A 21,338-nucleotide genomic window follows, 5' to 3' on the forward strand; every position below is an offset into this window, starting at 1 on the left:
CTAGTGATTACAGTCTATTAGCGCGTTTCAGGCGGCGGTGTCGTCGAGGTCTTCGGCGCGTTTCGGCAAGGCTTCGATCACCTGAATGCCGTGCGCATCGCAGATGGTCTGCAGCGCCGGCGGCAGCGCCTCGTCGGTCACGAAGGTCTGGATCTGGCTCAAATGCGCGATCCGCACCGGCGCGCTGCGCCGCAGCTTGGTCGAATCCGCCACCAGCATCACGCTGCGGGCGTTGGCGATGATCGCCTGCGCGGCCTGCACCTCGCGATAGTCGAAGTCGAGCAGCGCGCCCTCCTCGTCGATCGCCGAGGCGCCGATGATCGCGTAGTCGACCTTGAACTGGCCGATCAGGCTGATCGCCGCCGACCCGATCACCGCACCGTCGGCACGCCGGACCGTGCCGCCGGCGACAATGACCTCGATGCGCGGATATTTGTAGAGCTGCATGGCGACATTGAGGTTGTTGGTAATGACCAGCAACTCGTGATGCGACGTCAATGCGCTCGCGACTTCCTCGGTGGTGGTGCCGATGTTGATGAACAGCGAGCAGCCGTTCGGAATCTGCGCGGCCGCGGCGGCGCCGATCGCACGCTTTTCTTCGGCGGCGACGAAACGGCGCGCCTCATAGGCGAGATTTTCGACTCCCGACGCGATGATCGCGCCGCCGTGGATCCGCGTCAGCGAGCGCTGATCGCACAGATCGTTGAGATCCTTGCGAATGGTTTGCGCCGACACTTCGAAGCGCCGGGCGAGATCGTCGACCATCACCCGCCCCGAGGCGCGGGCAAGATTGAGAATTTCGGATTGACGTTGGCTGAGGGCAGTCACGCGCACACCTGGAAAGAATCGATCCATGGTGCGGCGGTTCGCCGCCGCCGTCAACGCGCGGCGCAGAGGCTGCCACGCAACCGCAACGACCGCTTCAATCGAACGACCCTGCTCTGAAGGCTCGCCACACGCACAGCCTCATGGTGAGGAGGCGCGAAGCGCCGTCTCGAACCATGGGCCACGGACGCAGCGCGGCCCCATCCTTCGAGACGCCCGGCTGCGCCGGGCTCCTCAGGATGAGGACTCAGTGCCCATTGGAAGGCCTGGGCTTCGAGCAATTGGTGAGCATCAGGTGCATGCACAGCCCCGCCCCGCGTCATGCCCGGCCTTGTGCCGGGCATCCACGTCTTGCTGACGTCAACTCAGAAAAGGCGTGGATGGCCGGGACAAGCCGGCCATGACGGAGTGATTGGGGCGTGCGCGACGTTCAGAAGCATCGATGAAGCGCACAGAAAACCGCGCCCGCCGCCCAGCTATTCCGGCCGCGGCATGTCGAACATCGCGTCGGGGCGGATTTCGAAGTAGTCGCCGCGGCGGCCGGCGCGGACGATGGGGCGGGCCAGTGCGGTCTGATAGACGCCGTCCAGGATCAGCCGCTTGTCGATATGCACCGCGACGACTTCGCCAATCGTCAGCCAGGCCTCGGCCTTGGTGCCGTCGGCGCCCTTGAGCTGGATGATATCCGACAGCTTGCATTCGAAAGACACCGGGCTCTCGCCGACGCGCGGCGGCTTCACCCGCGTGCTCGGCAGCTTGGTGAGCTTGCCGAGTTCGAACTCATCGACTTCCTGCGGCACCGTCGCCGAGGTGGCGTTCATCGCCTCCGCCAGATCCATCGTCACCAGATTCCAGACGAACTCGCCGGTCTCCTGGATGTTGGCGACGGTGTCCTTCCAGGTCGTCGAGGAAAAGCCGATCAGCGGCGGCTTGTAGTTGAAGGCGTTGAAAAAGCTGTAGGGCGCGAGGTTGACGTGGCCGGCCGCGCTGCACGACGAGATCCAGCCGATCGGCCGTGGCGCGATGATGGCATTGAAGGGGTCGTGCTTGAGGCCGTGGCCGTTTGCCGGCTCGTAGGAATGCAGATCGGTCACGCGGAGGTCCTGGGTTAGGAGACGGCGGCCACGGTTCGAGCGCCGAGGCTGCGCAGGATGAAGTCGATCATCTGATCGATCGTCGGACCATCCTTGTTGATGGTCTGGGCGATCATCTGGGGATGGAAAAATCGCATCATCGCCGTGCAGGTGCAACCCGCCGCCACCGCGACGTCCGGAACGTCGAACTCACCGCTTGCGGCGCCCTGGGTCACGATCTGGGTGATGGCGCCGACGATCTGCTGCATGTGCAGCACGCAAACGTCCCAGTTCTCTTCCATCGCGATCGCCACCATCTCGTGCAACTTCTCGTCGCCGACATAGCGCTCGCGATTCATCCGGTGCACGGTCGAGAGCAGCTTGCGCAGCCGGTCGCCGGCCGGTCCGCTCTCCGCCGCGATGCTCGCCGCAGCCTGCTCGACTTCGCCCATCAGGTGACGCGCCACGCCCGAATGGATCGCCTTCTTCGAGTCGAAGAAGCGATACACATTCGCCGGGCTCATCTGCAGCACCTTGGCGATGTCGGCCACCGTGGTCTTCTGGTAGCCGATCTGACGAAACAGACGCTCCGCCACCACGAGAATGCGGTGACGCATGTCGGCTTCGGTATTCTCGGAAATCACGCTCATCAGGGCCGCAATGTCGAATTATTCGGCGGCGTCGGCAAGCGGAAACGCGTGATGCCCGTGCTCGCCATGCTGCGGCGCAAGATCGGTACCGCCGCGTTCGTCGAGACTTTTGCGGAACCACAAGGCGTACAGACCGGGCAGATAGAACAGCGTCAGGAAGGTCGCGACGAACAGTCCGCCCATGATGGTGATCGCCATCGGGCCCCAGAACGCCGAGCGTGACAGCGGAATCATCGCCAGGATCGCGGCGAGCGCGGTGAGCACCACCGGCCGGGCGCGGCGCACCGTCGCCTCGACGATCGCCTCGCGCCGGGTCGAGCCCTGCGCCACATCGGTCTCGATCTGATCGACCAGGATCACGGTGTTGCGCATGATCATGCCGGCCAGCGCGATCAGCCCGAGCAGCGCCACGAAGCCGAACGGTGCGGTCGCGACATTGAGCCCGAGCGAGGCGCCGACGATGCCGAGCGGCGCGGTGAGGAACACCAGCAGCAGCCGCGGGAAGCTCTGTAGCTGGATCATCAGCAGCGTCAGCATCACGATGACCATCACCGGGAAGAGCACGAAGATCGAGGCGTTGCCCTTGGCGGATTCCTCGATCGCGCCGCCGGTCTCGATCCGGTAGGCGGGCTGCAGGCTGTCGCGGATCTCCTTCAGCTGCGGCCAAATCGCATTGGTGACGTCCGGCGCCTGCACGCCGTCGACGACGTCGGCCCGCACCGTGATCGCCATGTCGCGATTGCGCCGCCACAGGATCGGCTCCTCGTGCGCGTACTCCACCTTGGCGACCTGCGACAGCGGCACCGCGACGCCGTTGCGCGCCGTGATGGTGAGTTCGCCGATGCGGCCGAGGTCGAGCCGCTCGGCCGGCACCGCACGGGCCACCACGGCGATCTTTTCGACGCCGTCACGCACCGTGGTCACCGGCGCGCCGGAAATCAGCATCGCCAGCGCCTGCGAGACGTCCTGCGGCGTCAGCCCGAGCGCGCGGGCGCGGTCCTGATCGACGACGAGCCTGAGATAGGGCGATTGCTCGTTCCAATCGAGATGCGGATCGATCACGTTCGGATTGCGCTTCACTACATCGCGGACCTGATAGGCGATCTCGCGCACCTTGGCGGTGTCGGGCCCGATCACCCGGAACTGCACCGGGAAACCGACCGGCGGACCGAAATTGAAGCGGTCGACGCGTACGCGGGCTTCGGCGAGTCTGCCCTCATGCGTGGCCTGTTCGATCCGCGCCTTGATGCGTTCGCGCGCATCGACGTCCTTGGCGACGATCACGATCTCGGCGAAGGACTCGGTCGGGAGCTGCGGGTTGAGCCCCATCCAGAACCGCGGCGAACCCTTGCCGACATAGGCCGTGTAGGTGGCGATGTCGGAATCGTCCTTGAGCAACGTCTCGGCTTCCTTGACGGTCTTCATGGTCACGCCGAACGCGGTGCCTTCCGGCAGGCGGAGTTGCAGGAACAGTTCGGGCCGCTCCGACAGCGGAAAGAACTGCTGCTGCACGTGGCCGAAGCCGACGATCGACGCGACGAACAGGCCGATCGTGGCGAGCACCACCGTGCCGCGCCAGCGCACGCACCACGCGACGCCGGCGCGCAGCGCCCGGTAGACGCGGGTGTGATACACTTCGTCCGGGTTATGGCCCTTCTTCCCGGCGAAGTCCGGCAGCAGCTTGACGCCGATATAGGGCGTGAAGATCACCGCGACGAACCACGAGGCGATCAGTGCGATCGCCACGATCCAGAAGATGCCGCCGGCATATTCGCCGACCGACGAATTGGCGAAGCCGATCGGCAGAAAGCCCGCGGCGGTCACCAGCGTGCCGGTCAGCATCGGAAACGCGGTCGACTCCCAGGCGAAGGATGCAGCCCTGGCGCGGTCCCAGCCCTGCTCCATCTTCACCACCATCATCTCCACCGCGATGATGGCGTCGTCGACCAACAGGCCGAGCGCGATGATCAGCGCGCCGAGGGTGATGCGGTGCAGATCGAGCGACATCACGTTCATGACGATGAAGACGATCGCCAGCACCAGCGGCACCGACAGCGCGACCACGATGCCGGTGCGCCAGCCGAGCGCCAGGAACGACACGAACAGCACGATCACCAGCGCTTCGACGAACGATTTCATGAATTCGCCGACGGCGTGCTTCACCACCAGCGGCTGATCGGCGATCTGCTCGATCTCGATGCCCTGTGGCACGTCGCCCATGAACTCCGCGGTCGCGGCCTTCACCTGCTCGCCGAGGTCGAGAATGTTGGCGCCCTTGGCCGTGACTACGCCGATGCCGATCGCGGCCTTGCCCTTCTGCCGCACCATGTAGTCGGTCGGATCGACATAGCCGTGCGACACCGTGGCGATGTCGCCGAGCCGGAACACCCGGCCGTTACTTTCGACGGGCGTTTCCGCCACCGCCTTGACGCCGTCGATCGCGCCGGTGACGCGCAGCGGCACGCGCTGCGACGAGGTCTCCACCGTGCCGGCCGGCGTCACCGCGTTCTGCTTGGCGAGCGAGTCGAACAGCGCCTGCGGCGTCAGGCCGAGCGTCGCCAGCTTGGCGTGCGAGAACTCGACATAGATCTTTTCGTCCTGGGTGCCGTAGATATTCACCTTGGTGACATTGGCGACCTTCAGGAGGCGCTGGCGCAGGCCCTCGGCAGCTTTCTTGAGCTGCGCGTAGTTCGCGCCCTCGCCGGTCATCATGTAGAGAATGGAGTCGACGTCGCCGTATTCGTCGTTGATGGTCGGGCCGATCAGGTTGCTCGGCAGTTGCGGCGCGACGTCCCACAGCTTCTTGCGCAACAGATAGAACAGATGCGGCACCTCGGCGGGCGGCGTCGAGTCGCGGAAGGTGACCTGCATGGCGGCGAACGACGCCTTCGAATAGGTCTGGACCTTCTCGAAATACGGCAGCTCCTGCAGCTTCTTCTCGATCGGATCGGCGACCTGCGCCTGCATCTCCGCGGCGGTCGCGCCCGGCCAGATCACCGACACCACCGCGACCTTGACGGTGAACGACGGATCCTCGGCGCGGCCGAGCCGCAGATACGAGTAGATGCCGGAAACGCTGAGCGCGCAGATCAGGAACAGGATCAGCGCCGGATGCGAAACCGCCCAGGCCGAGAGGTTGAACCAGCGCATCGCCGCCTCCCGGTCAGAACGCGAGCGATGAGACGACCCGAACCTTTTCGGCCGGGTCGAGTTTCTGCACCCCGAGCACGACGACCTTGGCGCCATCGGCGAGACCATCGCCGATCACCACGCTCTCGCTCTCATAGGCCTTCACCGCGACCGGGGTCAGCGTCACCTTGCCGGAGTCCTCGACCACATAGACCGAGGGCGAGCCGCCCTGGTTGAACAGCGCCGACAGCGGCAGCCGCGCCACCCGGTCGGTCGCGGAATCCGACAGCGTCAGCGTCGCGGTCATGCCGAGCGCGATACCGTCGTCGGCGTCCGGCAGCGAAAACTTGGCCAGATAGGTACGAGTCGCAGGATCGGCGATCGGGGAAATCTCCCTCAACTTTGCCACATGAATTTTGCCTGGCTCCGACCACAGGCTGACCCGCGCCTCGCCCTGCCTGGCGCGACCGATCAGCGTCTCCGGAATAGCCACAACCGCCTCCTTCTCGCCGAACCTCGCAATGCGGAACGCCGCTTGCCCAGCCGCCACGACTTGCCCGGCGTCGATCAGCGCCGCCGTGACGACGCCGCGCGTATCCGCATTCAGCGTCGCGTAGGACAGCGAGTTGCGGGTCAGCTCTACCGAGCGTTCGGCCCGCGCAAAACGAGCCCGCGCCTCGTCAGCGGCCGCGCGCGCCTGATCCATCTGCGCTTCGGTGGACCAGCCCTTGCCGCGCAACTCCTTGGCGCGGTTCTCCGACGCGATCGCCTGCGCCAGCACGCCCTTGGCGGCGCTGTACTCGGCCTCAGCCTGCTCGGCCTGCAGCTTCAGGTCGGTCTCATCGAGCGACGCCAGAGGCTGCCCGACGTCGACCATCTGCCCGACCTCCACCAGCCGCTGCGCGACCTTGCCGGTCACCCGGAAGCCGATATCGGTTTCGATCCGCGGCCGGATGGTGCCAACGAAACTGCGCTGCGGCGAGGCCGCGGCGTAGCGCAGGCTTTCGACCAGCACCGGCCGCTCCGGCTTGTCCTTTTTGACCTGCTTGTCATCGCAGCCGGCCAGCATCAGCGCCAAAACGGCCAACGCCAAGCCAGCAAGGAGTCGAACCATCCCGTCGAACATCGGATGCGCAAGCATGACAGAGCCCTCACCTTGAACTGAGGGAACCGTCCTCTGAACTATGACGAATGTCAATAATCGTCAGAGATCATCATACCGTGCTTGCGGTGCGCTATTCGGTCGCACCTTCATAGGCTCGCTGGAGCGCCGGGCCGTCGAGCTTGACCATCTGCATCATCGCCCGCATGGCCCGCTCGGCGCCCGCCCGGTCCGGCCCTGCAAACAGCTTCGGCAGGATCGACGGGACGATCTGCCACGACAGACCGTAGCGATCGCGCAGCCATCCGCACTGGTCGGGCTCGCCGCCGTCGAGCAGCGCATCCCACAGCCGATCGACTTCGGCCTGATCCGTGCAATTGATCATGAAGGACACCGCGTGAGTGAAATTGGCCCGCGGGCCGCCATTGAGCGCCATGTAGCGCTGGCCGGCCAGGGCAAATTCAACCAGCAGGACCGACCCCGCCGGTCCGGAGGGCGTGTCGACGACGCTGCGCTGGACGTGATCGATCCGGGAGTCCGGCAGCAGCGAGACATAGAACCGCGCCGCCTCCTCGGCTTCGCTGGCAAACCACAGGCACGGGGTGATCTTCGACATGGCACAACTCCAGAGAGGACATTGTGCCGAGGACGAACGAACGCGGCCGGACCCGACAGGGCGCCGGATCAGCTCGCGAGCTTGAACTTGCCTTCGCAGTGATGGCGAAGTTCGACCAACGCCTTGGAAAGCTGCGCGGTCAGCGCGGTCAGCGCCTCCGGCGAGACGCTCGAAGCGCCCGCCTCGATCGCACGGGCAATCTCCGCCACCGAGCCGAAGCCCAGCGTGGCGGCGCCGCCTTTCATCGAATGCGCCTCGATGGCGAGCAGGTCGCGATCGATGTTGGCGGCGAACTGGCGGAACAACGCGATCCGGCGATCGGTCTCGCTGAAAAACAGCGACACCATTTCAGTAACCTGCTCGCGGCCGATCTCTTCGGTCAGCTCGGCCAGCACGTTGAGGTCGACCGGCGCAGGCGGAGCGACGGGCCCCGAGGCGGCGGTTGCGCCACTGCCGCCGCGCAGCGCGCGGAGCACGGCTGCGACCAGCGCCGGCTTGCGCAGGGGCTTGGCGAGAAAATCCGTCATTCCGGCCTCGCGACAGGCCTTGATGTCGTCCGGAAAGGCATTGGCCGTCAGCGCGATGATCGGCAGGCGCGCCAGGGCTCCGCCGCGATTGCGGACCGCGCGCGTCGCGGCCAGACCGTCCATGATCGGCATCCGCACATCCATCAGCACCACATCGACTTCTTCCGCCTCGAGCGCACGCAGCGCCTCGGCGCCGTCCGACACCACGCGCGTGTCGGCGGCGAATTCCTGAAGCATCTTCAGCACCACCATCTGGTTGGTGGTGTCGTCCTCGGCGATCAGCACACGCAGCGGGTGGCCCAGCATGGCGATCCGGGTTCGCAGATCGTCGCTGCCGACCCGATCGAGGCGGTAATCAGAAATCAGGGCGTTGCTCCACGGCAGATCGAGGCTGAACCGGAAGGTCGAGCCTTCGCCGGGGCGCGATGTGACGTCGATACCGCCCCCCATCTGTTCGACGATACGGCGGCTGATCGCGAGACCCAGTCCGGTGCCGCCGAACCGGCGATTGATCGACAGATCGCCCTGCGCGAAATCCGTAAACAGCGAGCCGACGCGCTCCGGCGGAATACCGATGCCGGTGTCGGTGACCTGCCACTCGACCGTCGCGTAGCTGTCGTCGCGTCGCACGCAGGTCAGCACGATGGCGACGCTGCCATGCTCGGTGAACTTCACCGCGTTGAAGGCCAGATTGAGCAGCACCTGGCGGATCCGCTGCACGTCGCCGGTGAGCGCCGGTGGCAGCCTGGGATCGATGTCGATCTTCAGGCTGAGCCCCTTGGCCCGCGCGTTCGGTTCGACGATCGAGCGCACTGCATCGACCAGCACCACGGGCGAGAAGTTGACCTGCTCGAACTCGATGCGTCCGGCCTCGAGCTTCGACAGATCGAGGATGTCGTTGAGGATGCGCAGCAGGTTGTCGCCGGAATCGCGGATCGTCGTCACCGCGTGATGCTGATCCGGATCGAGATTGGTTTCGAGCAGCGAGTTGGCGAGCCCGAGCACGCCATTCATCGGCGTGCGGATCTCGTGGCTCATCATCGCCAGGAAGCTCGACTTGGCGCGATTCTCGGCCTCGGCCTGCTCGGCCCGCCAACGCTCGGTGACGTCGCGGCCGACGCCGCGATAGCCGGAGAACTCGCCATTGTGGTCGAAGATCGGCCGCGCGGTCAGCGACCACAGCCGCGGGCTCCCGGCGACCCGCACATGCACCAGCACTTCGTGCAGCGACTCGCGCAACGCCATCTTGGCCGCGACCGTCGCGGCACAGCGGCCGTCCTCCACACACAACATCCCGAGCACGTCGGAAAACTGCGCGCCGAACAGAACGTTGGACGGCAGATGCGCGACCTCGGCGAAACGGTCCGGCACGTGGACCAGCCGCCCCAGCGTATCGGTCTGCCACAGCCAATCGCTGGCGTTGGCCTGGAAGTCCTTGAGCAGTAGCGAGATGATCTCGGTGTTGCGCTCCAGCTCGAACTGGGAGCGCAAATTGTTGAAGAACATCTCGCCGTGCCACACCAGGTTGCGCGACATGAAGACCGCATAGAGCAGCAGGAAGATCGCGGTCACCATGTAGCTGGTGCCGGAGCACAGTATCAGCGCGATCGCCGAACACGCCACCATCGCCCAGGTGTAAGCGAGACCTGCACGCGGCACGGTCGACAGCGTGAAAGCGCCGCCGGACATCATGCCCGTGACCAGACAGCCGAGGATCAACTGATCGGTCGGCGCCGCGCCTGGAAACAGCGCGATCGGCATCGCGCCCCAGACCGAGCCGAGAATAAGGGCCTGGACGCTCATCCGGCGGGTCGCATTGGCGGATGCTTCGCGCGGCGGACTGTGCCGAGTCCCGAGCCAGGACCGCAGCGCCATTGCGGCGATGAGACCTAACGCGACGAACCAAGCGGACAGGAAGATCTTGCTGCTGCCGTCCCAAAATACCACGACCACAAGCGCGGCATTGATGACGTTGATCGACATCGTGACAGGCACGAGCCTGCTGACGCTGGCGATCTGCTCGGCGCGAATCCGACGCATCTCGCGCTCGTCCATGTCGGCGATGGGGATCAGCGTGCCGGCACCGCGTCCGCCCAGCCAGAAGTCGAGACGCGCGCTCCAGTCCTTTCCGGGCGCCAGCGCCGTCGTCGTCGGTAGCCCTAGGCCGGACATCTCGTCAATCTCTCTCGGCCGTTCTCGTCAGTTCTGAAGCACCCGATCTTACCCGGCCTTGGCAAAATCGGCGTATCCACACCGGCCTCCGCAGTCTTCCCTGATTCAACTCCAGGAAGAACAAGGTATCGCCGGAGCAAAGCCGCAGCCGGTCCCGGGCTGACGACGCATGGTTCCGTTTCGACCATGCGGTCGTGGTACTTCCGCAACGTTAATCTGCAAGGGCAATCACGGAGCGATACCGGGGGCAGTTAACAATCGACGAAAGATCAAAGCTAATCCCGATAGTCGGAAGAGCGGGTTACCCAGCAGTCTTGCGCACCCTACCATTTTCGGACCTTCGTTGCACTCTCGATCTCCCACACCCAACAGTGACGAGATTACGAGCACGACGATTTGTTCCGATTTTTCAATGCGATCACAAAGATTCCGGGCCGGAACTAGCAGCCATGCAGACCGTTGTCTGCCCGAAAGCTCACCAGTCCGGTGATGCTCATCCAGGTAGGAGAACTTCAATGGGTAGCACGATGGACAAGATCAAGGGCGCGGCGAACGAGGCGGTCGGCAAGGCCAAGCAGGGCATCGGCGAAGCCACCGGCTCCGAGAAGCTGAAGGGCGAAGGCGTGATGCAGGAAGCCAAGGGCAAGGGCCAGCAGGCTCTCGGCGACGCCAAGGACGCGGTGAAGGATACCACCGACAAGGCAGCGGCTGCCGTCCACCGCAACCTCTGATTTCATTTCGTGATGCGGGGCATTCGCCCTGCTCACAGCAGGAGACCGGCTTCGGCCGGTCTTTTCGCGTTTGAGGGGTCAGCGTCGCCCGGAGAGGACTGCCGGATTGACGACGTTGATCGGTCCGCCGGCCGCATAGGCCACGATCTGATCGAAGATGTCGCTGAACTGCAATTCGTATTCGTCGCGCGTCACGTAACCGATATGCGGTGTCGCGACGACGTTGGCCATCGCCAGCAGCGAATCCTGCGGATCGCGAAGCGGTTCGGTGTCGAACACGTCGAGCGCCGCCATCCCAGGCCGCCCGGCGCGTAGCGCGTCGACAAGCGCGCCCTGCTCGACCAGCCCGGCGCGACTGGTGTTCACCAACAACGACGTCGGCTTCATTCGTGCCAGGTCAGTCCGCGTCACGATGCCCCGCGTCGCATCGACCAGCCGCATGTGCAGCGTCAGGATGTCGCTTTCGGCGAACAGTTCTTCCTTGCTGCCTGCGATCTGGTAGCCGTCGGCGCGCGCTTGCGTCAGGTTCGGTTCGCGCGCCCAGACCAGCACCGACATGCCGAACGCGCGGCCGTAGCCGGCGACGACGCTCCCGATCCGGCCATAGCCGTAAACTCCCAGCGTCTTGTTACGCAACGTATGGCCGACGCCGATCTGCCAGTTACCGGCCTGCAGCGCCGCCATCTGCTGCGGAATCTGCCGCATCGCCGCCAGCACCAATCCCCAGGTGAGTTCGGCCGCCGCATAAGACGGCGTGTCGGCGTGCATGTTGGACGACACCACGATGCCGAGCCGCGTGCACGCGTCGATGTCGATGTGCGGATAGACGCTGCGCTGGCTGATCAGCTTGAGCTTCGGCAGCTTCTCCAGCAGCGGCGCCCGGATGTGGGTGCGCTCGCGGATCAGCACCAGCGCTTCGACATCCTTCAGCCGCTCTGCCAGCGCGTCCGTGTCCTGGACGTGGTCGTTGTAGATCGTGACCTGGTGCCCCTTGAGTTTAGCGAAGCAGGGCAACGTGCGCAGCGTGTCGAAGTAATCATCGAGGATGGCGACTTTCACGCGGCGTTCCCTTTCTTCTCCCCTCCCCCTTGCGGGGAGGGGTCGGGGGTGGGGGTCCACAAGCACTACGACTCGTGGCCCCCCACCCCGGCCTCCGCTTCGCTCGGCCGCCCCTCCCCGCAAGGGGGAGGGGAGGCCACTACTGCTCTGCTCTACAAAGCGCCTCTCAATATCCCAGCGCGCAGCCGTCCTTGCGGGGATCGGAGCCGCCGGTCAGCGTGCCCTTGTCCCAGTCGATCCAGATGCCCTGAGCGCCGCCATGCGGCGTGCCGACTGACGTGACCTGATGACCGAGCGCCTTCAGACCCTCGACGGTCGCGGCCGGCACACCGTCCTCCAGCTGATACACGCTCTCGTAGTGCAGGCCGCGCGGCAGATCGATCGCCTCCTGGATGTCCATGCCGTAGTCGAGCACGTTGGTGAGCACGTGAACCTGACCCACCGGCTGATACTGACCGCCCATCACGCCGAACGACATCCGCGCGCGGCCGCCTTCGGTCGCGAGCGCCGGGATGATCGTGTGCAGCGGCCGCTTCTTCGGCGCGATGCAGTTCGGGTGACCCGGCTGCACGCGGAAACCGGCGCCGCGGTTCTGCAGCAGGATGCCGGTCTTGTCCGAGATGATCGCCGAGCCGAACGAATGCGCGATCGAGTTGATGAAGGAGCAGACGTTGCGGTCCTCGTCGACCACCGTGATGTACACGGTCGAGGGGTTCATCGGCGGCGCGACATGCGGCAGGTCGAGCATCTTGTCGAGCGCGATCTTGCTGCAATGCTCCTCGCCGAATTCGCGCGCCAGGATGCGGACGACGTCGATATCGACATGCGCCGGATCGCCAATGTGTTCTTCGCGCATCATGAAGGCGATGCGGCTGGCCTCGGCCTCGAGGTGGAAGCGCTCGACGCTGAGCGGATCGAACTTGGTGAGGTCGAACCGGCTGAGGATGTTCAGCATCACCAGCATGGTGATGCCCGGGCCGTTCGGCGGGCACTGCCAGACGTCGAAGCCCTTGTAGATGGTGCCGAGCGGCGAGGTGGTTTCGGTGCTGTGCTCGGCGAAGTCTTCGAGCGTGTGCAGGCCACCGAGCTTGCGCAGCGTCTCGACCATGTCCTCGGCGACCGCGCCCTTGTAGAACGCGTCGGGACCGTTGTCGGCGATCAGCTTGAGCGTGGCCGCGAGCTCCGGCTGGGTGATGACGTCGCCGGTCTTGGCGATCTCGCCGTGCGGCAGCAGATAACGCGCGGTGTTGGCGCCCTTCTTCAGCTTTTCGAAGCCGTGCTTCCAGTCGAACGCGATACGCGGCGCCACGACGTAGCCCTCGGCGGCGGCCTTGATGGCGGGCTGCAGCAGCTTGTCGAGGCCGAAGCGGCCGTGGTCGCGCAGGATCGTCGCCCAGGCGTCGATCGCGCCGGGGATCGTCACCGAATGCGGGCTGGTGAGCGGGATCGCGTCGATACCCTGCTCCAGGAACCACTCCGCCTTGGCGGCGGCCGGCGCGCGGCCGGAGCCGTTATAGGCGACGATCTTGCCGGTGCCCTTGGGCTGATACAGCGCGAAGCAGTCGCCGCCGATGCCGGTCGACTGCGGCTCGATCACCGCCAGCAGCGCTGAGGCGGCAATCGCCGCGTCGGCCGCCGTGCCGCCCGCCTGCAGGACTTCGATCGCGGCGAGCGACGCCTGCGGATGCGAGGTCGCCACCATGGCGTTGCGGGCATGGACCGTGGACCGGCCGGCGAAGTGAAAATTCCTCATGGGAACAGGCTCTTTGGTTCACCGCGCCGCGCTTCGGCGCCGGCCTAATTGGCATAATCCGGCCGGGCGGAGCAATCCTCGGCGCACCCGCGACGGGCTCGGGCCGCAATCCGGCCCCATCGCCGAGGGTTTCGCGCCGCTCCGCAGGCTGTTACATCGTCGGCCGCGCCCTTCGGCGCCGCCAGGCAGGGGCCTGCGTCTGAAGCTCGGAGCGGTTCGATGGCCGATCAGCAATCCCTCACCGACCGGATCGAGGCACTCGAAATCCGCCTCACCTATCAGGACGAGGCGATCGAAACGCTGAACCAGACGGTGACGGCGCAGTGGAAGCAGATCGACGCCCTGACGCGGCAAATCGCGGCGCTGTCGGAGCGGCTGGAGCAGGCCGAGACCAACGTCGCTCCGATCAACGAGCGCCCGCCGCATTATTGAGGCGGACTCGCACTCAGCCTCTCTTTTGTCATTCCGGGGCGCGCGAAGCGCTAGCCCGGAATGACGAGTCGTGAGTTTGTGCGGATCGACTATGACGCCGCTTTCAAGGCCAGCCGCTGATCGCGCAGCTCGCGCTTCAGCACCTTGCCGATCGCGCTGCGTGGCAACTGCTCGACGATCGCCACATCGGCGAGACGCTGCGTCTTGCCGACCTTGGCGTTGGTGAACGCCTTCAGCTCGGCCGGATCGAGCGTGCGGCCGGGCCGCGCCACCGCGAACGCCACCGGCGTCTCGCCCCACTCCTCCGACGGCATGCCGACGACGGCGACTTCCAGCACGTCGGGATGCTGGCTGGCGATCGCCTCGATGTCGCTCGGATAGATGTTGAAGCCGCCCGAGATGATCATGTCCTTCTTGCGGTCCATCAGCGTCAGGAAGCCCTCGGCATCGAACCGGCCGACGTCGCCGGTGCGAACCCAGCGGTTGCCGTCCTTGTCGATCCACAGCGTTTCGGCGGTCTTCTGCGGCTGATTGAGATAGCCCTTCATCATCACCGCGGAGCGGCCGACGATCTCGCCGATCTCTCCGGGCGGCACGAAATTGCCGTCCTCGTCGATCAGCCGGATCTCGTGCTCCGGCATCGGCTGGCCGACCGTATTGAGCTTGTCCGGATGCTCGTGCGCCAGCAGCGCACAGGAGCCGCCGCCCTCGGTCATGCCGTAATACTCGGTGAGTCCGCCCGGCCAGCGCGCGAGGATGTCCCGCTTCAGCTCGGCCGCGAACGGCGCCGAGGTGCAGAACTTCATCACGAAGGACGACAGGTCGTAGTTGCCGAAGTCCGGCAGCGCCATGATGCGGCGATACTGCACCGGCACCAGCATCGCGTGGGTGACGCGGTGCTTCTGCGCAAGGTCGAGGAAGCCCTTCGCGTCGAACTTCTTCATCAGCACGAGTGTGCCGCCGCCGGCGAGCGTCGGGTTGAAGCAGACCAGCGTCGTGTTGGAATACAGCGGCGTCGACAGCAGCGTCACGGCGTCCGGGCCGTAGCCCAGCGGGTCGAGCTGACCGTATTGGCGCCAGCGCAGATAGTGCGTGTGCACGATGCCCTTCGGCGTCCCGGTGGTCCCGGACGAATAGATGATGTTGAACACCCATTCCGGATCGACGGTGACCGGCGTCGGCTTCGCCCCCTCCGGTGCCAGCCAGCCACTAAACGCTGTGCCACTGCCGCCACCGTCGAGCGCAACGCGCTTGACGCTCGGGTCGATCGCCGCATCCTTCATCGCGGCGGCGGCGAAATCGTCCGTGAACAGGATCTTGGCCGCCGAGTCCTTCACCATCGCGGCGAAGTCGTGCGCGGTGGACGACGGCGCCAGCGGCGCAACCGCAACGCCGACCCGCAGCCCGGCAAGAAAGGTCGCAGCATATTCGATCGAGGACAACGCGCAGATCGAGATCGTGTCCGTGGGCTTGACGCCATCCCGCTGCAGCGCCGCCGCGACGCGATCGATCAGCGCGTCGAATTCCGCGTAGCGCAATTGCCTTTCGCCATCGATCACCGCAAGCCGATCCGGCGACGCCTGCGCGGTGTTACGTACCAGGGCATCCAGGGTGATGAAGTCGGGCATGATCAGGTCTCCCAGATTTTCTTTTTGTACGACGCTTCGAGCGGTCGAAGATCAATTATCGAATTCGCGGCGTCATTGCGAGCAGCACGCGGATCGGCACTCGGCGCCTTCCGAGCACAAGCGTCGCAATGAAGCAATCCACTCGCGTTCAGGGCGCTTCTGAATCGCTTCGCCACCCTCGCCATGACGGCAACCGCGCGCGGAGCCTCTACCGATCGAGCTTCTCGCCCCGCAACCACGCCGCGCCGCTGGCGTAGAGCCGCTCCACAGCATCGCCTTTCAGGCCGGGCATGTCGGGCTTGATCTGATAGCCGATCTGGCTCTGCAGATAAGCGAGATGTCGATAGCCCTCGGGGAAGCGCGCGAGGACAGCGGGATCCAGCGACAGTTTTGCCGCAGGATCGACCGGGTCCATGCGGTCCTTCTCGTAGATCGGCTGGCGCAGCACGAAGCCCCAACGGCCGTCGCGCTTCTCCAGGAAATCGTAGAACCGGCCGGTGCAGACGACGTCTACCACGACGTCGTGCACGCTGGCACGCTGCGAGATCGTCATCTTGGTCTGAGAGATCGCGCGACGTCCGGCAAGGTCGATCGACTGCGCACCGAGGAAATGCAGGATCGAGACGCCCTTGGCCCAGCCGGCCTTGCTCATCGCGATGAATTCGTCGGCGGTGCCCTGCGTCCAGGTCGCCATCATTCGTCCGTCGTCGAACCAGACCGTGCGGAAGCGATCCCAATCGCCGGCATCGCGCCACACCACCCAATTCTCAATTAACTCGCGGATCGCGAGTCTGTCCTGCCACTCCGCATCCATGTGCCGTCACGCCTCCCCGCGCGGCGCACTATAGGCACGGAGCAACGGCGCGGCGAGAGGCCCTCCACGCAGCGGTGCCCTGCTTTAGGGGACAGTTCTGAGAGGATGGAAAGCGCCCGCGGCTCAGCCGCGGGCTTCGGAATGGTCCTGCAGCATCGCACTGAGCCGCGGATGGACCTCGATGTTGCGATCGTAACTGATCAGGCCGAGCTTGCGGAATTTGTTCATGAAGAAGCTCACGCGCGACCGCGTGGTCCCGATCATCTCGGCCAGCGTCTCCTGGCTGATATGTGGGGCGATCGGCTGAGAGCCGTTGTTGTCGAGCTTGGACAACCGCAGCAGCAGACGCGCCAGCCGCTTCTCGCTGGAGTTGAAGAGCTGATCGATCAGATCTTCTTCCATTCCGCGATTGCGCAGCAGCAAATGACGAATGAACATCGCGGCGAAATCCGGTTCGGTCCGGAGCGTTTCGACCATCAGTGACTTGCTGATTGAAGCGACGACACAATCCCGCATCGCAATCGTCGTCGCGCATCGCGTATCGTCACCGACCAGACACCCGTCGCCGAAGAACTGCCCCGAGTGCACCAGACCAGTCGCGGCCTCCTTGCCCTGGGCCGACAGCACCACGACCTTGATCCGGCCATCGAGCAGGAAGAACACGCTGTCCGCCGGATCGCCTTGGGAAAACACCACCTGGTCACGCGTGAAGCGAAGGACGGTGCGTCCTACGCCCGGCTTGGTCAGGAACTCACGATGATCGAAATCGGCTCCAAGCCTCATCAACCTTCTCCAACTCCGCCTTGAAGCTGATGCAACAGGAAAAGGATAGACCGCGGCCGGTCGGAACCGTCGGTAAAAAATCTCATCCTCGGTAAGGTACGAGGTAGTTTAAGCCCGGTTTCAGGGCATTTGCGTCCGCGCGCCAAACAAAATCCGAGCTTGAAACGGCGCAACGAGATCAGATGGCATCGGAGATGCGTGCAACGGTATCACGGGCACACTAAGGGCGCGAAAACAGACGTGTTTCTCGTGACTTGATGCGAATCGCGCGCATGATTCGGCGGAAACCTTCGCGTGATATCGATCACACCACTGGCGTGGTGCGCTCGTCTGTCCAGGACAGGCCGAACTCATCGAGTCCCGCCGCCAGATAGTCGCTCAGCAACGGCTCACCCAGCAGATAGCGAGCGGTGCGACCGTTGCGGCCGTCGGCGGCCTCGCTGCGCAGATCCTCCCAATCCTCGATCGTGCCGTCGCCGCGCCCCAGCCTCATCAACGCGACGAGATCGATCTGCTCCTCCTCGGTCATTGCGCTGATGAAGCCGGCGATCTCCTGCGCCACCGGATCTGCGCCGTTGTCTTCCAGCACGTCGATCATGTTGTCATCGGCACCGTTCGATCCGGAGTCGATGTCGCTGGCGCCTTCCTTGACGTCGTATTCACGGGCTTTCTCGATCAGAAAGCCGACCTTGTCGGTTGAAATCGCGAGCTCAGGCATCGAACATCTCCATCGTCTGACCATCCGGCGGCATGACCAACGCATCAACGCGGCGGATGATCCGTTGCACCCTCCGGGCAAAACCAGCATGCTCCGGCAAAACACGAACAACAGGGAGAGACGTGGGATGGCTTGGACGATCGGCAAGGTGAAACTCACCAAAATCGTCGAGATGGAATTGACCGGCGGCACCCGTTTCATCCTTCCCCAGGCCACCCCCGAACAAATCCGCGAACTGCCCTGGCTGATCCCGCAATTCGCCAGCCCGGAAGGCCGGCTGACGATGTCGGTCCATTCATGGGTGGTGGAGACGCCGACCCGCCGGATCGTGGTCGACACCTGCATCGGCAACGACAAGCAGGGCCGCGGCGTGCCGCACTGGAATGGCCTAGACAAGCCGTTCCTGCAGGACATGGCGAAAGCCGGCTACCCGGCCGACAGCATCGACATGGTGGTTTGCACCCATCTGCACGTCGACCATGTCGGCTGGAACACCCGGCTGGTCGACGGACGCTGGGTGCCGACCTTCGCCAACGCACGCTACGTGTTCGGCCGCAGCGAGTACGACTACTGGAAGACCCACAGCACCGATGCGGCGCATGCCGCGGTGTTCGCGGACTCGGTGCAGCCCGTGGTCGATGCCGGCAAGGTCGACCTGATCGACAGCGACGCCCGGCTGACCGACGAAATCAGCTTGATCCCGACGCCAGGTCACAGCCCCGGTCACATGGCGCTGCATATCCGTTCCGAAGGCGAAGAGGCGCTGCTGTCCGGCGACGTCGCCCATCATCCCTGCCAGATGGCGCATCTCGATTGGGCGTCGAGCTTCGACACCGACGCGCAGCAATCGACCGACACGCGGCGGACGCTGTTCTCGCGGTTCGCCGACACGCCGACCCTGGTGTTCGGCGGTCACTTCGGCCCTGGGCGGATCGTCCGCGACGGCGACGCCTTCCGGTTCGTACCAGTGCAATGACGGCCGCCTGCATGGCGCGCCCGCGCCCGGGACTGTTGAATTCGGCGCGGCGCTGTTCCATGAGGTGAGCGCAACAACCGAGGAGGAAGCGCGGCATGAAGCTGGTTCGTTACGGCGCGATGGGCCATGAGAAGCCCGGACTGATCGACAAATCCGGGAAGCTGCGCGACCTCTCGGGTCAGGTGGCCGACCTCGCCGGCGAAGCGTTTTCGCCCGCGGGCCTCGCCAAGCTGGCCGCGCTCGATCCGGACGGGCTGCCGGAAGTTCCGGGCACTCCGCGGCTTGGCTCGCCGGTCGGCGGCACGCCGAAATTCATCGCCATCGGCCTGAACTACGCCGACCATGCGGCCGAAGCCAACATGCCGATCCCGGCCGAACCGATCGTATTCATGAAAGCGGCGAGCTCGCTGTGCGGCCCGAACGACGACGTCGAAAAGCCGCGCGGCTCGACCAAGCTCGACTGGGAAGTCGAACTGGCGATCGTGATCGGCACGCGCGCCAAATACGTCTCCGAAGCCGACGCGCTGAACTACGTCGCCGGCTACGCAGTCTGCAACGACGTCTCCGAACGCGCCTTCCAGCTCGAGCGCGTCGGCCAGTGGACCAAGGGCAAGTCGCACGACACGTTCGGTCCGCTCGGGCCGTGGCTCGTCACCAAGGATGCGGTCGGCGACGTGCACAAGCTCGGCATGTGGCTCGACGTCAACGGCAAGCGCTGCCAGACCGGCTCGACCGCGACGATGATCTTCAACGTGCCGAAGATCGTATCCTATCTGTCCGAGCTGATGACGCTGCTGCCCGGCGACATCATCACCACCGGCACCCCGCCCGGCGTCGGCATGGGCATGAAGCCCCCGCAGTTCCTCAATGTCGGCGACGTGGTGACGCTCGGCATCGAAGGCCTCGGCGAACAGAAGCAGACGATCGTCGCGGTGTAGCAGCGACGGCCACGCATTTCGGCCTCATCCTGAGGAGCGCTCCGCCAGGAGCGCGTCTCGAAGGATGTCGACAGGTGAGTACGTGCGGCCCATCCTTCGAGACGCCCGGCTGCGCCGGGCTCCTCAGGATGAGGTCGTGGTGTTGAAAAGCCGCAGTCCGAAAGGGACTTCCATGAAGCTCTCGTTCTCCCCCGCTTCTCCGTTCGCCCGCAAGGTGCGGATCGTCGCAATCGAGCTGGGACTGATCGACAAGATCGAATTCATCTCGGCCGCGACCGTGCCAGGGCAGCCGAATGACGACTACATGCGGCAGGTCAACCCGCTGAAGAAGCTGCCGGCGCTGATCCTCGACAATGGCGAGGTGATCGTCGATTCCTTCGTCATCGCCGAATATCTCGACGACCTCGCCGGCGGCGGCAAGTTGATCCCGTCGTCGGGGCCGGCGCGCTGGCGCGTGCGCAGTGATCACTCGCTGCTGCAGGGCATGCTGGATTCGATGCTGCTGTGCCGCTACGAGAAGCTGGTGCGGCCGCAGCCGCTGTTCTGGCAGGCCTGGTACGACGATCACTGGAATCGCGCGTGGACCGGCTTCGCCAAATTCAACGCGAACGACAAAGTGCTCAACGGACCTTTCGACATCGTGCAGATCGCGCTCGCTTGCGCGCTCGGCTATGCGGATTTCCGGTTTGCCGACTGCGGCTGGCGCGCGGCCTATCCGAATCTCGCGGCGTTCAACGAGCGGATGATGCAGCGCGAATCGATCGCAATCTCCGTTCCGCCGGCCGCCTGAGACGGTTTTGGTTTGAGGCAAACCTGTGGCAGCGATTTTGCCACAGGCTCGCATCTCAATCGAACAGGCTCGGCGTGTAGTTGACGACCGCACCTTCGATCGCCAGCAGCTTCAGCTTGGTGGCGACGCCGCCATTCGCCGAAAACCCTCCCGGCTTACCGCCAGCGGCGAGCACACGGTGGCACGGTACGATGATGGGGATCGGATTTCGGCCGAGCGCCTGGCCGACTTCGCGCGAGAGTTCGACTCCGCCGAGCCGCTTGGCGATGTCGCCGTAACTCAGCGTTCGTCCCGGCGGGATAGTGCGGGCGATGTCGTAGACGCCGCGCTGAAAATCGGAGACGGCGTCGAGATCGACCGGGATGTCGGTGAGGTCGACCGGCTCGCCGGCGATCAGCGCGACGATGCCGTCGATCGCGTGCTGCACGTCCGCGGGTGGCGGCGCCTCGGGGATGTCGCCATGACGTTGCGCGATGCGGGCGCGGGTCTGCGCGTCGTTCGGTTGCGGCAACTGCACGGCGACGATGCCGCGATCGCCCCAGGCGATGCCGCAGCGGCCGAGCGCGGTGTCGAACATGGCGTAGCTGTGCGGCGTCATGGCGATGGTCCGTCGAAGTTCCGG

19 protein-coding genes are annotated in these 21,338 nt (G+C 65.0%); 5 read left to right on the forward strand and 14 right to left on the reverse strand.

The window, feature by feature from the left end; all coding sequences use genetic code 11:
* Positions 1-27: 27 nt before the first annotated feature.
* The 7 genes from ACFFJ6_RS16460 to ACFFJ6_RS16490 all read right to left on the reverse strand — a co-directional run bounded on the left by ACFFJ6_RS16460 (position 28) and on the right by ACFFJ6_RS16490 (position 10,094).
* A complete protein-coding gene (locus ACFFJ6_RS16460) occupies positions 28-828 on the reverse strand; it encodes a DeoR/GlpR family DNA-binding transcription regulator (RefSeq protein WP_378389595.1) in 801 nt (266 codons plus the stop codon).
* Between the two features lie 473 nt (positions 829-1,301).
* Complete coding sequence (locus ACFFJ6_RS16465; RefSeq protein ID WP_378389597.1) at positions 1,302-1,919, reverse strand: flavin reductase family protein; 618 nt, start codon at positions 1,917-1,919, stop codon at positions 1,302-1,304.
* A 14-nt stretch (positions 1,920-1,933) separates the two neighbouring features.
* Positions 1,934-2,548 carry a TetR/AcrR family transcriptional regulator gene (locus ACFFJ6_RS16470; RefSeq protein ID WP_378389599.1) on the reverse strand — a complete coding sequence of 205 codons (615 nt, stop codon included), beginning with the start codon at positions 2,546-2,548 and terminating at the stop codon, positions 1,934-1,936.
* Positions 2,549-2,566: 18 nt separating this feature from the next.
* Positions 2,567-5,698, reverse strand: coding sequence for an efflux RND transporter permease subunit (locus tag ACFFJ6_RS16475; RefSeq protein ID WP_378389601.1), 3,132 nt, complete (start codon positions 5,696-5,698; stop codon positions 2,567-2,569).
* Between the two features lie 13 nt (positions 5,699-5,711).
* Positions 5,712-6,818 (reverse strand): efflux RND transporter periplasmic adaptor subunit, encoded by a 1,107-nt coding sequence (locus ACFFJ6_RS16480; protein WP_378389603.1) that lies wholly within the window; start codon positions 6,816-6,818, stop codon positions 5,712-5,714.
* A 94-nt stretch (positions 6,819-6,912) separates the two neighbouring features.
* Positions 6,913-7,395 (reverse strand): VOC family protein, encoded by a 483-nt coding sequence (locus ACFFJ6_RS16485; RefSeq protein WP_378389605.1) that lies wholly within the window; start codon positions 7,393-7,395, stop codon positions 6,913-6,915.
* Between the two features lie 68 nt (positions 7,396-7,463).
* Positions 7,464-10,094: a PAS domain-containing hybrid sensor histidine kinase/response regulator gene (locus ACFFJ6_RS16490; protein WP_378389607.1), complete on the reverse strand. Its 2,631-nt coding sequence runs from the start codon at positions 10,092-10,094 to the stop codon at positions 7,464-7,466.
* Between the two features lie 515 nt (positions 10,095-10,609).
* On the opposite strand from ACFFJ6_RS16490, the gene ACFFJ6_RS16495 reads away from it, so the two are divergent.
* A complete protein-coding gene (locus ACFFJ6_RS16495; RefSeq protein ID WP_378389609.1) occupies positions 10,610-10,825 on the forward strand; it encodes a CsbD family protein in 216 nt (71 codons plus the stop codon).
* Between the two features lie 78 nt (positions 10,826-10,903).
* Here ACFFJ6_RS16495 and ACFFJ6_RS16500 read toward each other — a convergent pair whose 3' ends face one another.
* Both ACFFJ6_RS16500 and ggt read right to left on the reverse strand, forming a co-directional pair.
* Positions 10,904-11,884: a D-2-hydroxyacid dehydrogenase family protein gene (locus ACFFJ6_RS16500; RefSeq protein ID WP_378389611.1), complete on the reverse strand. Its 981-nt coding sequence runs from the start codon at positions 11,882-11,884 to the stop codon at positions 10,904-10,906.
* Positions 11,885-12,050: 166 nt separating this feature from the next.
* Positions 12,051-13,637, reverse strand: coding sequence for a gamma-glutamyltransferase (gene ggt, locus ACFFJ6_RS16505; RefSeq protein WP_378389613.1), 1,587 nt, complete (start codon positions 13,635-13,637; stop codon positions 12,051-12,053).
* Between the two features lie 219 nt (positions 13,638-13,856).
* On the opposite strand from ggt, the gene ACFFJ6_RS16510 reads away from it, so the two are divergent.
* On the forward strand, positions 13,857-14,069 hold the full coding sequence (locus tag ACFFJ6_RS16510; RefSeq protein ID WP_378389615.1) for a SlyX family protein: 213 nt from the start codon (positions 13,857-13,859) through the stop codon (positions 14,067-14,069).
* Positions 14,070-14,158: 89 nt separating this feature from the next.
* Here ACFFJ6_RS16510 and ACFFJ6_RS16515 read toward each other — a convergent pair whose 3' ends face one another.
* From ACFFJ6_RS16515 to ACFFJ6_RS16530, 4 genes are all read right to left on the reverse strand, one after another.
* The gene (locus tag ACFFJ6_RS16515; protein ID WP_378389617.1) at positions 14,159-15,697 is read right to left on the reverse strand and encodes a class I adenylate-forming enzyme family protein; all 1,539 of its coding nucleotides are present in this window, start codon (positions 15,695-15,697) and stop codon (positions 14,159-14,161) included.
* A gap of 208 nt (positions 15,698-15,905) precedes the next feature.
* Positions 15,906-16,511: a nuclear transport factor 2 family protein gene (locus ACFFJ6_RS16520; protein WP_378389619.1), complete on the reverse strand. Its 606-nt coding sequence runs from the start codon at positions 16,509-16,511 to the stop codon at positions 15,906-15,908.
* Between the two features lie 123 nt (positions 16,512-16,634).
* On the reverse strand, positions 16,635-17,294 hold the full coding sequence (locus ACFFJ6_RS16525) for a Crp/Fnr family transcriptional regulator (protein ID WP_378389621.1): 660 nt from the start codon (positions 17,292-17,294) through the stop codon (positions 16,635-16,637).
* A 304-nt stretch (positions 17,295-17,598) separates the two neighbouring features.
* Positions 17,599-18,012 (reverse strand): DUF3775 domain-containing protein, encoded by a 414-nt coding sequence (locus tag ACFFJ6_RS16530; protein WP_378389624.1) that lies wholly within the window; start codon positions 18,010-18,012, stop codon positions 17,599-17,601.
* Between the two features lie 127 nt (positions 18,013-18,139).
* On the opposite strand from ACFFJ6_RS16530, the gene ACFFJ6_RS16535 reads away from it, so the two are divergent.
* The 3 genes from ACFFJ6_RS16535 (at position 18,140) to ACFFJ6_RS16545 (ending at position 20,716) form a co-directional block, all read left to right on the forward strand.
* Positions 18,140-18,988, forward strand: a complete 849-nt coding sequence (locus ACFFJ6_RS16535; protein ID WP_378389626.1) for an MBL fold metallo-hydrolase — start codon at positions 18,140-18,142, stop codon at positions 18,986-18,988.
* A gap of 95 nt (positions 18,989-19,083) precedes the next feature.
* Positions 19,084-19,926 carry a fumarylacetoacetate hydrolase family protein gene (locus tag ACFFJ6_RS16540; RefSeq protein WP_378389628.1) on the forward strand — a complete coding sequence of 281 codons (843 nt, stop codon included), beginning with the start codon at positions 19,084-19,086 and terminating at the stop codon, positions 19,924-19,926.
* A 172-nt stretch (positions 19,927-20,098) separates the two neighbouring features.
* Complete coding sequence (locus ACFFJ6_RS16545) at positions 20,099-20,716, forward strand: glutathione S-transferase family protein (protein ID WP_378389630.1); 618 nt, start codon at positions 20,099-20,101, stop codon at positions 20,714-20,716.
* A 55-nt stretch (positions 20,717-20,771) separates the two neighbouring features.
* Here the strand turns inward: ACFFJ6_RS16545 and ACFFJ6_RS16550 are convergent, their stop codons facing one another.
* Entirely contained in the window at positions 20,772-21,314 is a 543-nt protein-coding gene (locus ACFFJ6_RS16550) for a methylated-DNA--[protein]-cysteine S-methyltransferase (RefSeq protein WP_378389632.1), read from the reverse strand.
* Positions 21,315-21,338: the final 24 nt, after the last annotated feature.

This window comes from Rhodopseudomonas telluris (assembly GCF_042432815.1).
Taxonomy (GTDB): Bacteria; Pseudomonadota; Alphaproteobacteria; order Rhizobiales; family Xanthobacteraceae; genus Rhodopseudomonas; species Rhodopseudomonas telluris.

Bases quoted from the DNA above. Each gene is read 5' to 3' on its own strand.
- ACFFJ6_RS16510 (WP_378389615.1), top strand. From the start codon at position 13,857: ATGGCCGATCAGCAATCCCTCACCGACCGGATCGAGGCACTCGAAATC.
- ACFFJ6_RS16470 (WP_378389599.1), bottom strand. From the start codon at position 2,548: ATGAGCGTGATTTCCGAGAATACCGAAGCCGACATGCGTCACCGCATT.
- ACFFJ6_RS16540 (WP_378389628.1), top strand. From the start codon at position 19,084: ATGAAGCTGGTTCGTTACGGCGCGATGGGCCATGAGAAGCCCGGACTG.
- ACFFJ6_RS16535 (WP_378389626.1), top strand. From the start codon at position 18,140: ATGGCTTGGACGATCGGCAAGGTGAAACTCACCAAAATCGTCGAGATG.
- ACFFJ6_RS16495 (WP_378389609.1), top strand. From the start codon at position 10,610: ATGGGTAGCACGATGGACAAGATCAAGGGCGCGGCGAACGAGGCGGTC.
- ACFFJ6_RS16490 (WP_378389607.1), bottom strand. From the start codon at position 10,094: ATGTCCGGCCTAGGGCTACCGACGACGACGGCGCTGGCGCCCGGAAAG.
- ACFFJ6_RS16525 (WP_378389621.1), bottom strand. From the start codon at position 17,294: ATGAGGCTTGGAGCCGATTTCGATCATCGTGAGTTCCTGACCAAGCCG.
- ACFFJ6_RS16515 (WP_378389617.1), bottom strand. From the start codon at position 15,697: ATGCCCGACTTCATCACCCTGGATGCCCTGGTACGTAACACCGCGCAG.
- ACFFJ6_RS16480 (WP_378389603.1), bottom strand. From the start codon at position 6,818: ATGCTTGCGCATCCGATGTTCGACGGGATGGTTCGACTCCTTGCTGGC.
- ACFFJ6_RS16485 (WP_378389605.1), bottom strand. From the start codon at position 7,395: ATGTCGAAGATCACCCCGTGCCTGTGGTTTGCCAGCGAAGCCGAGGAG.
- ACFFJ6_RS16475 (WP_378389601.1), bottom strand. From the start codon at position 5,698: ATGCGCTGGTTCAACCTCTCGGCCTGGGCGGTTTCGCATCCGGCGCTG.
- ACFFJ6_RS16545 (WP_378389630.1), top strand. From the start codon at position 20,099: ATGAAGCTCTCGTTCTCCCCCGCTTCTCCGTTCGCCCGCAAGGTGCGG.
- ACFFJ6_RS16530 (WP_378389624.1), bottom strand. From the start codon at position 18,012: ATGCCTGAGCTCGCGATTTCAACCGACAAGGTCGGCTTTCTGATCGAG.
- ACFFJ6_RS16520 (WP_378389619.1), bottom strand. From the start codon at position 16,511: ATGGATGCGGAGTGGCAGGACAGACTCGCGATCCGCGAGTTAATTGAG.
- ACFFJ6_RS16550 (WP_378389632.1), bottom strand. From the start codon at position 21,314: ATGACGCCGCACAGCTACGCCATGTTCGACACCGCGCTCGGCCGCTGC.
- ggt (WP_378389613.1), bottom strand. From the start codon at position 13,637: ATGAGGAATTTTCACTTCGCCGGCCGGTCCACGGTCCATGCCCGCAAC.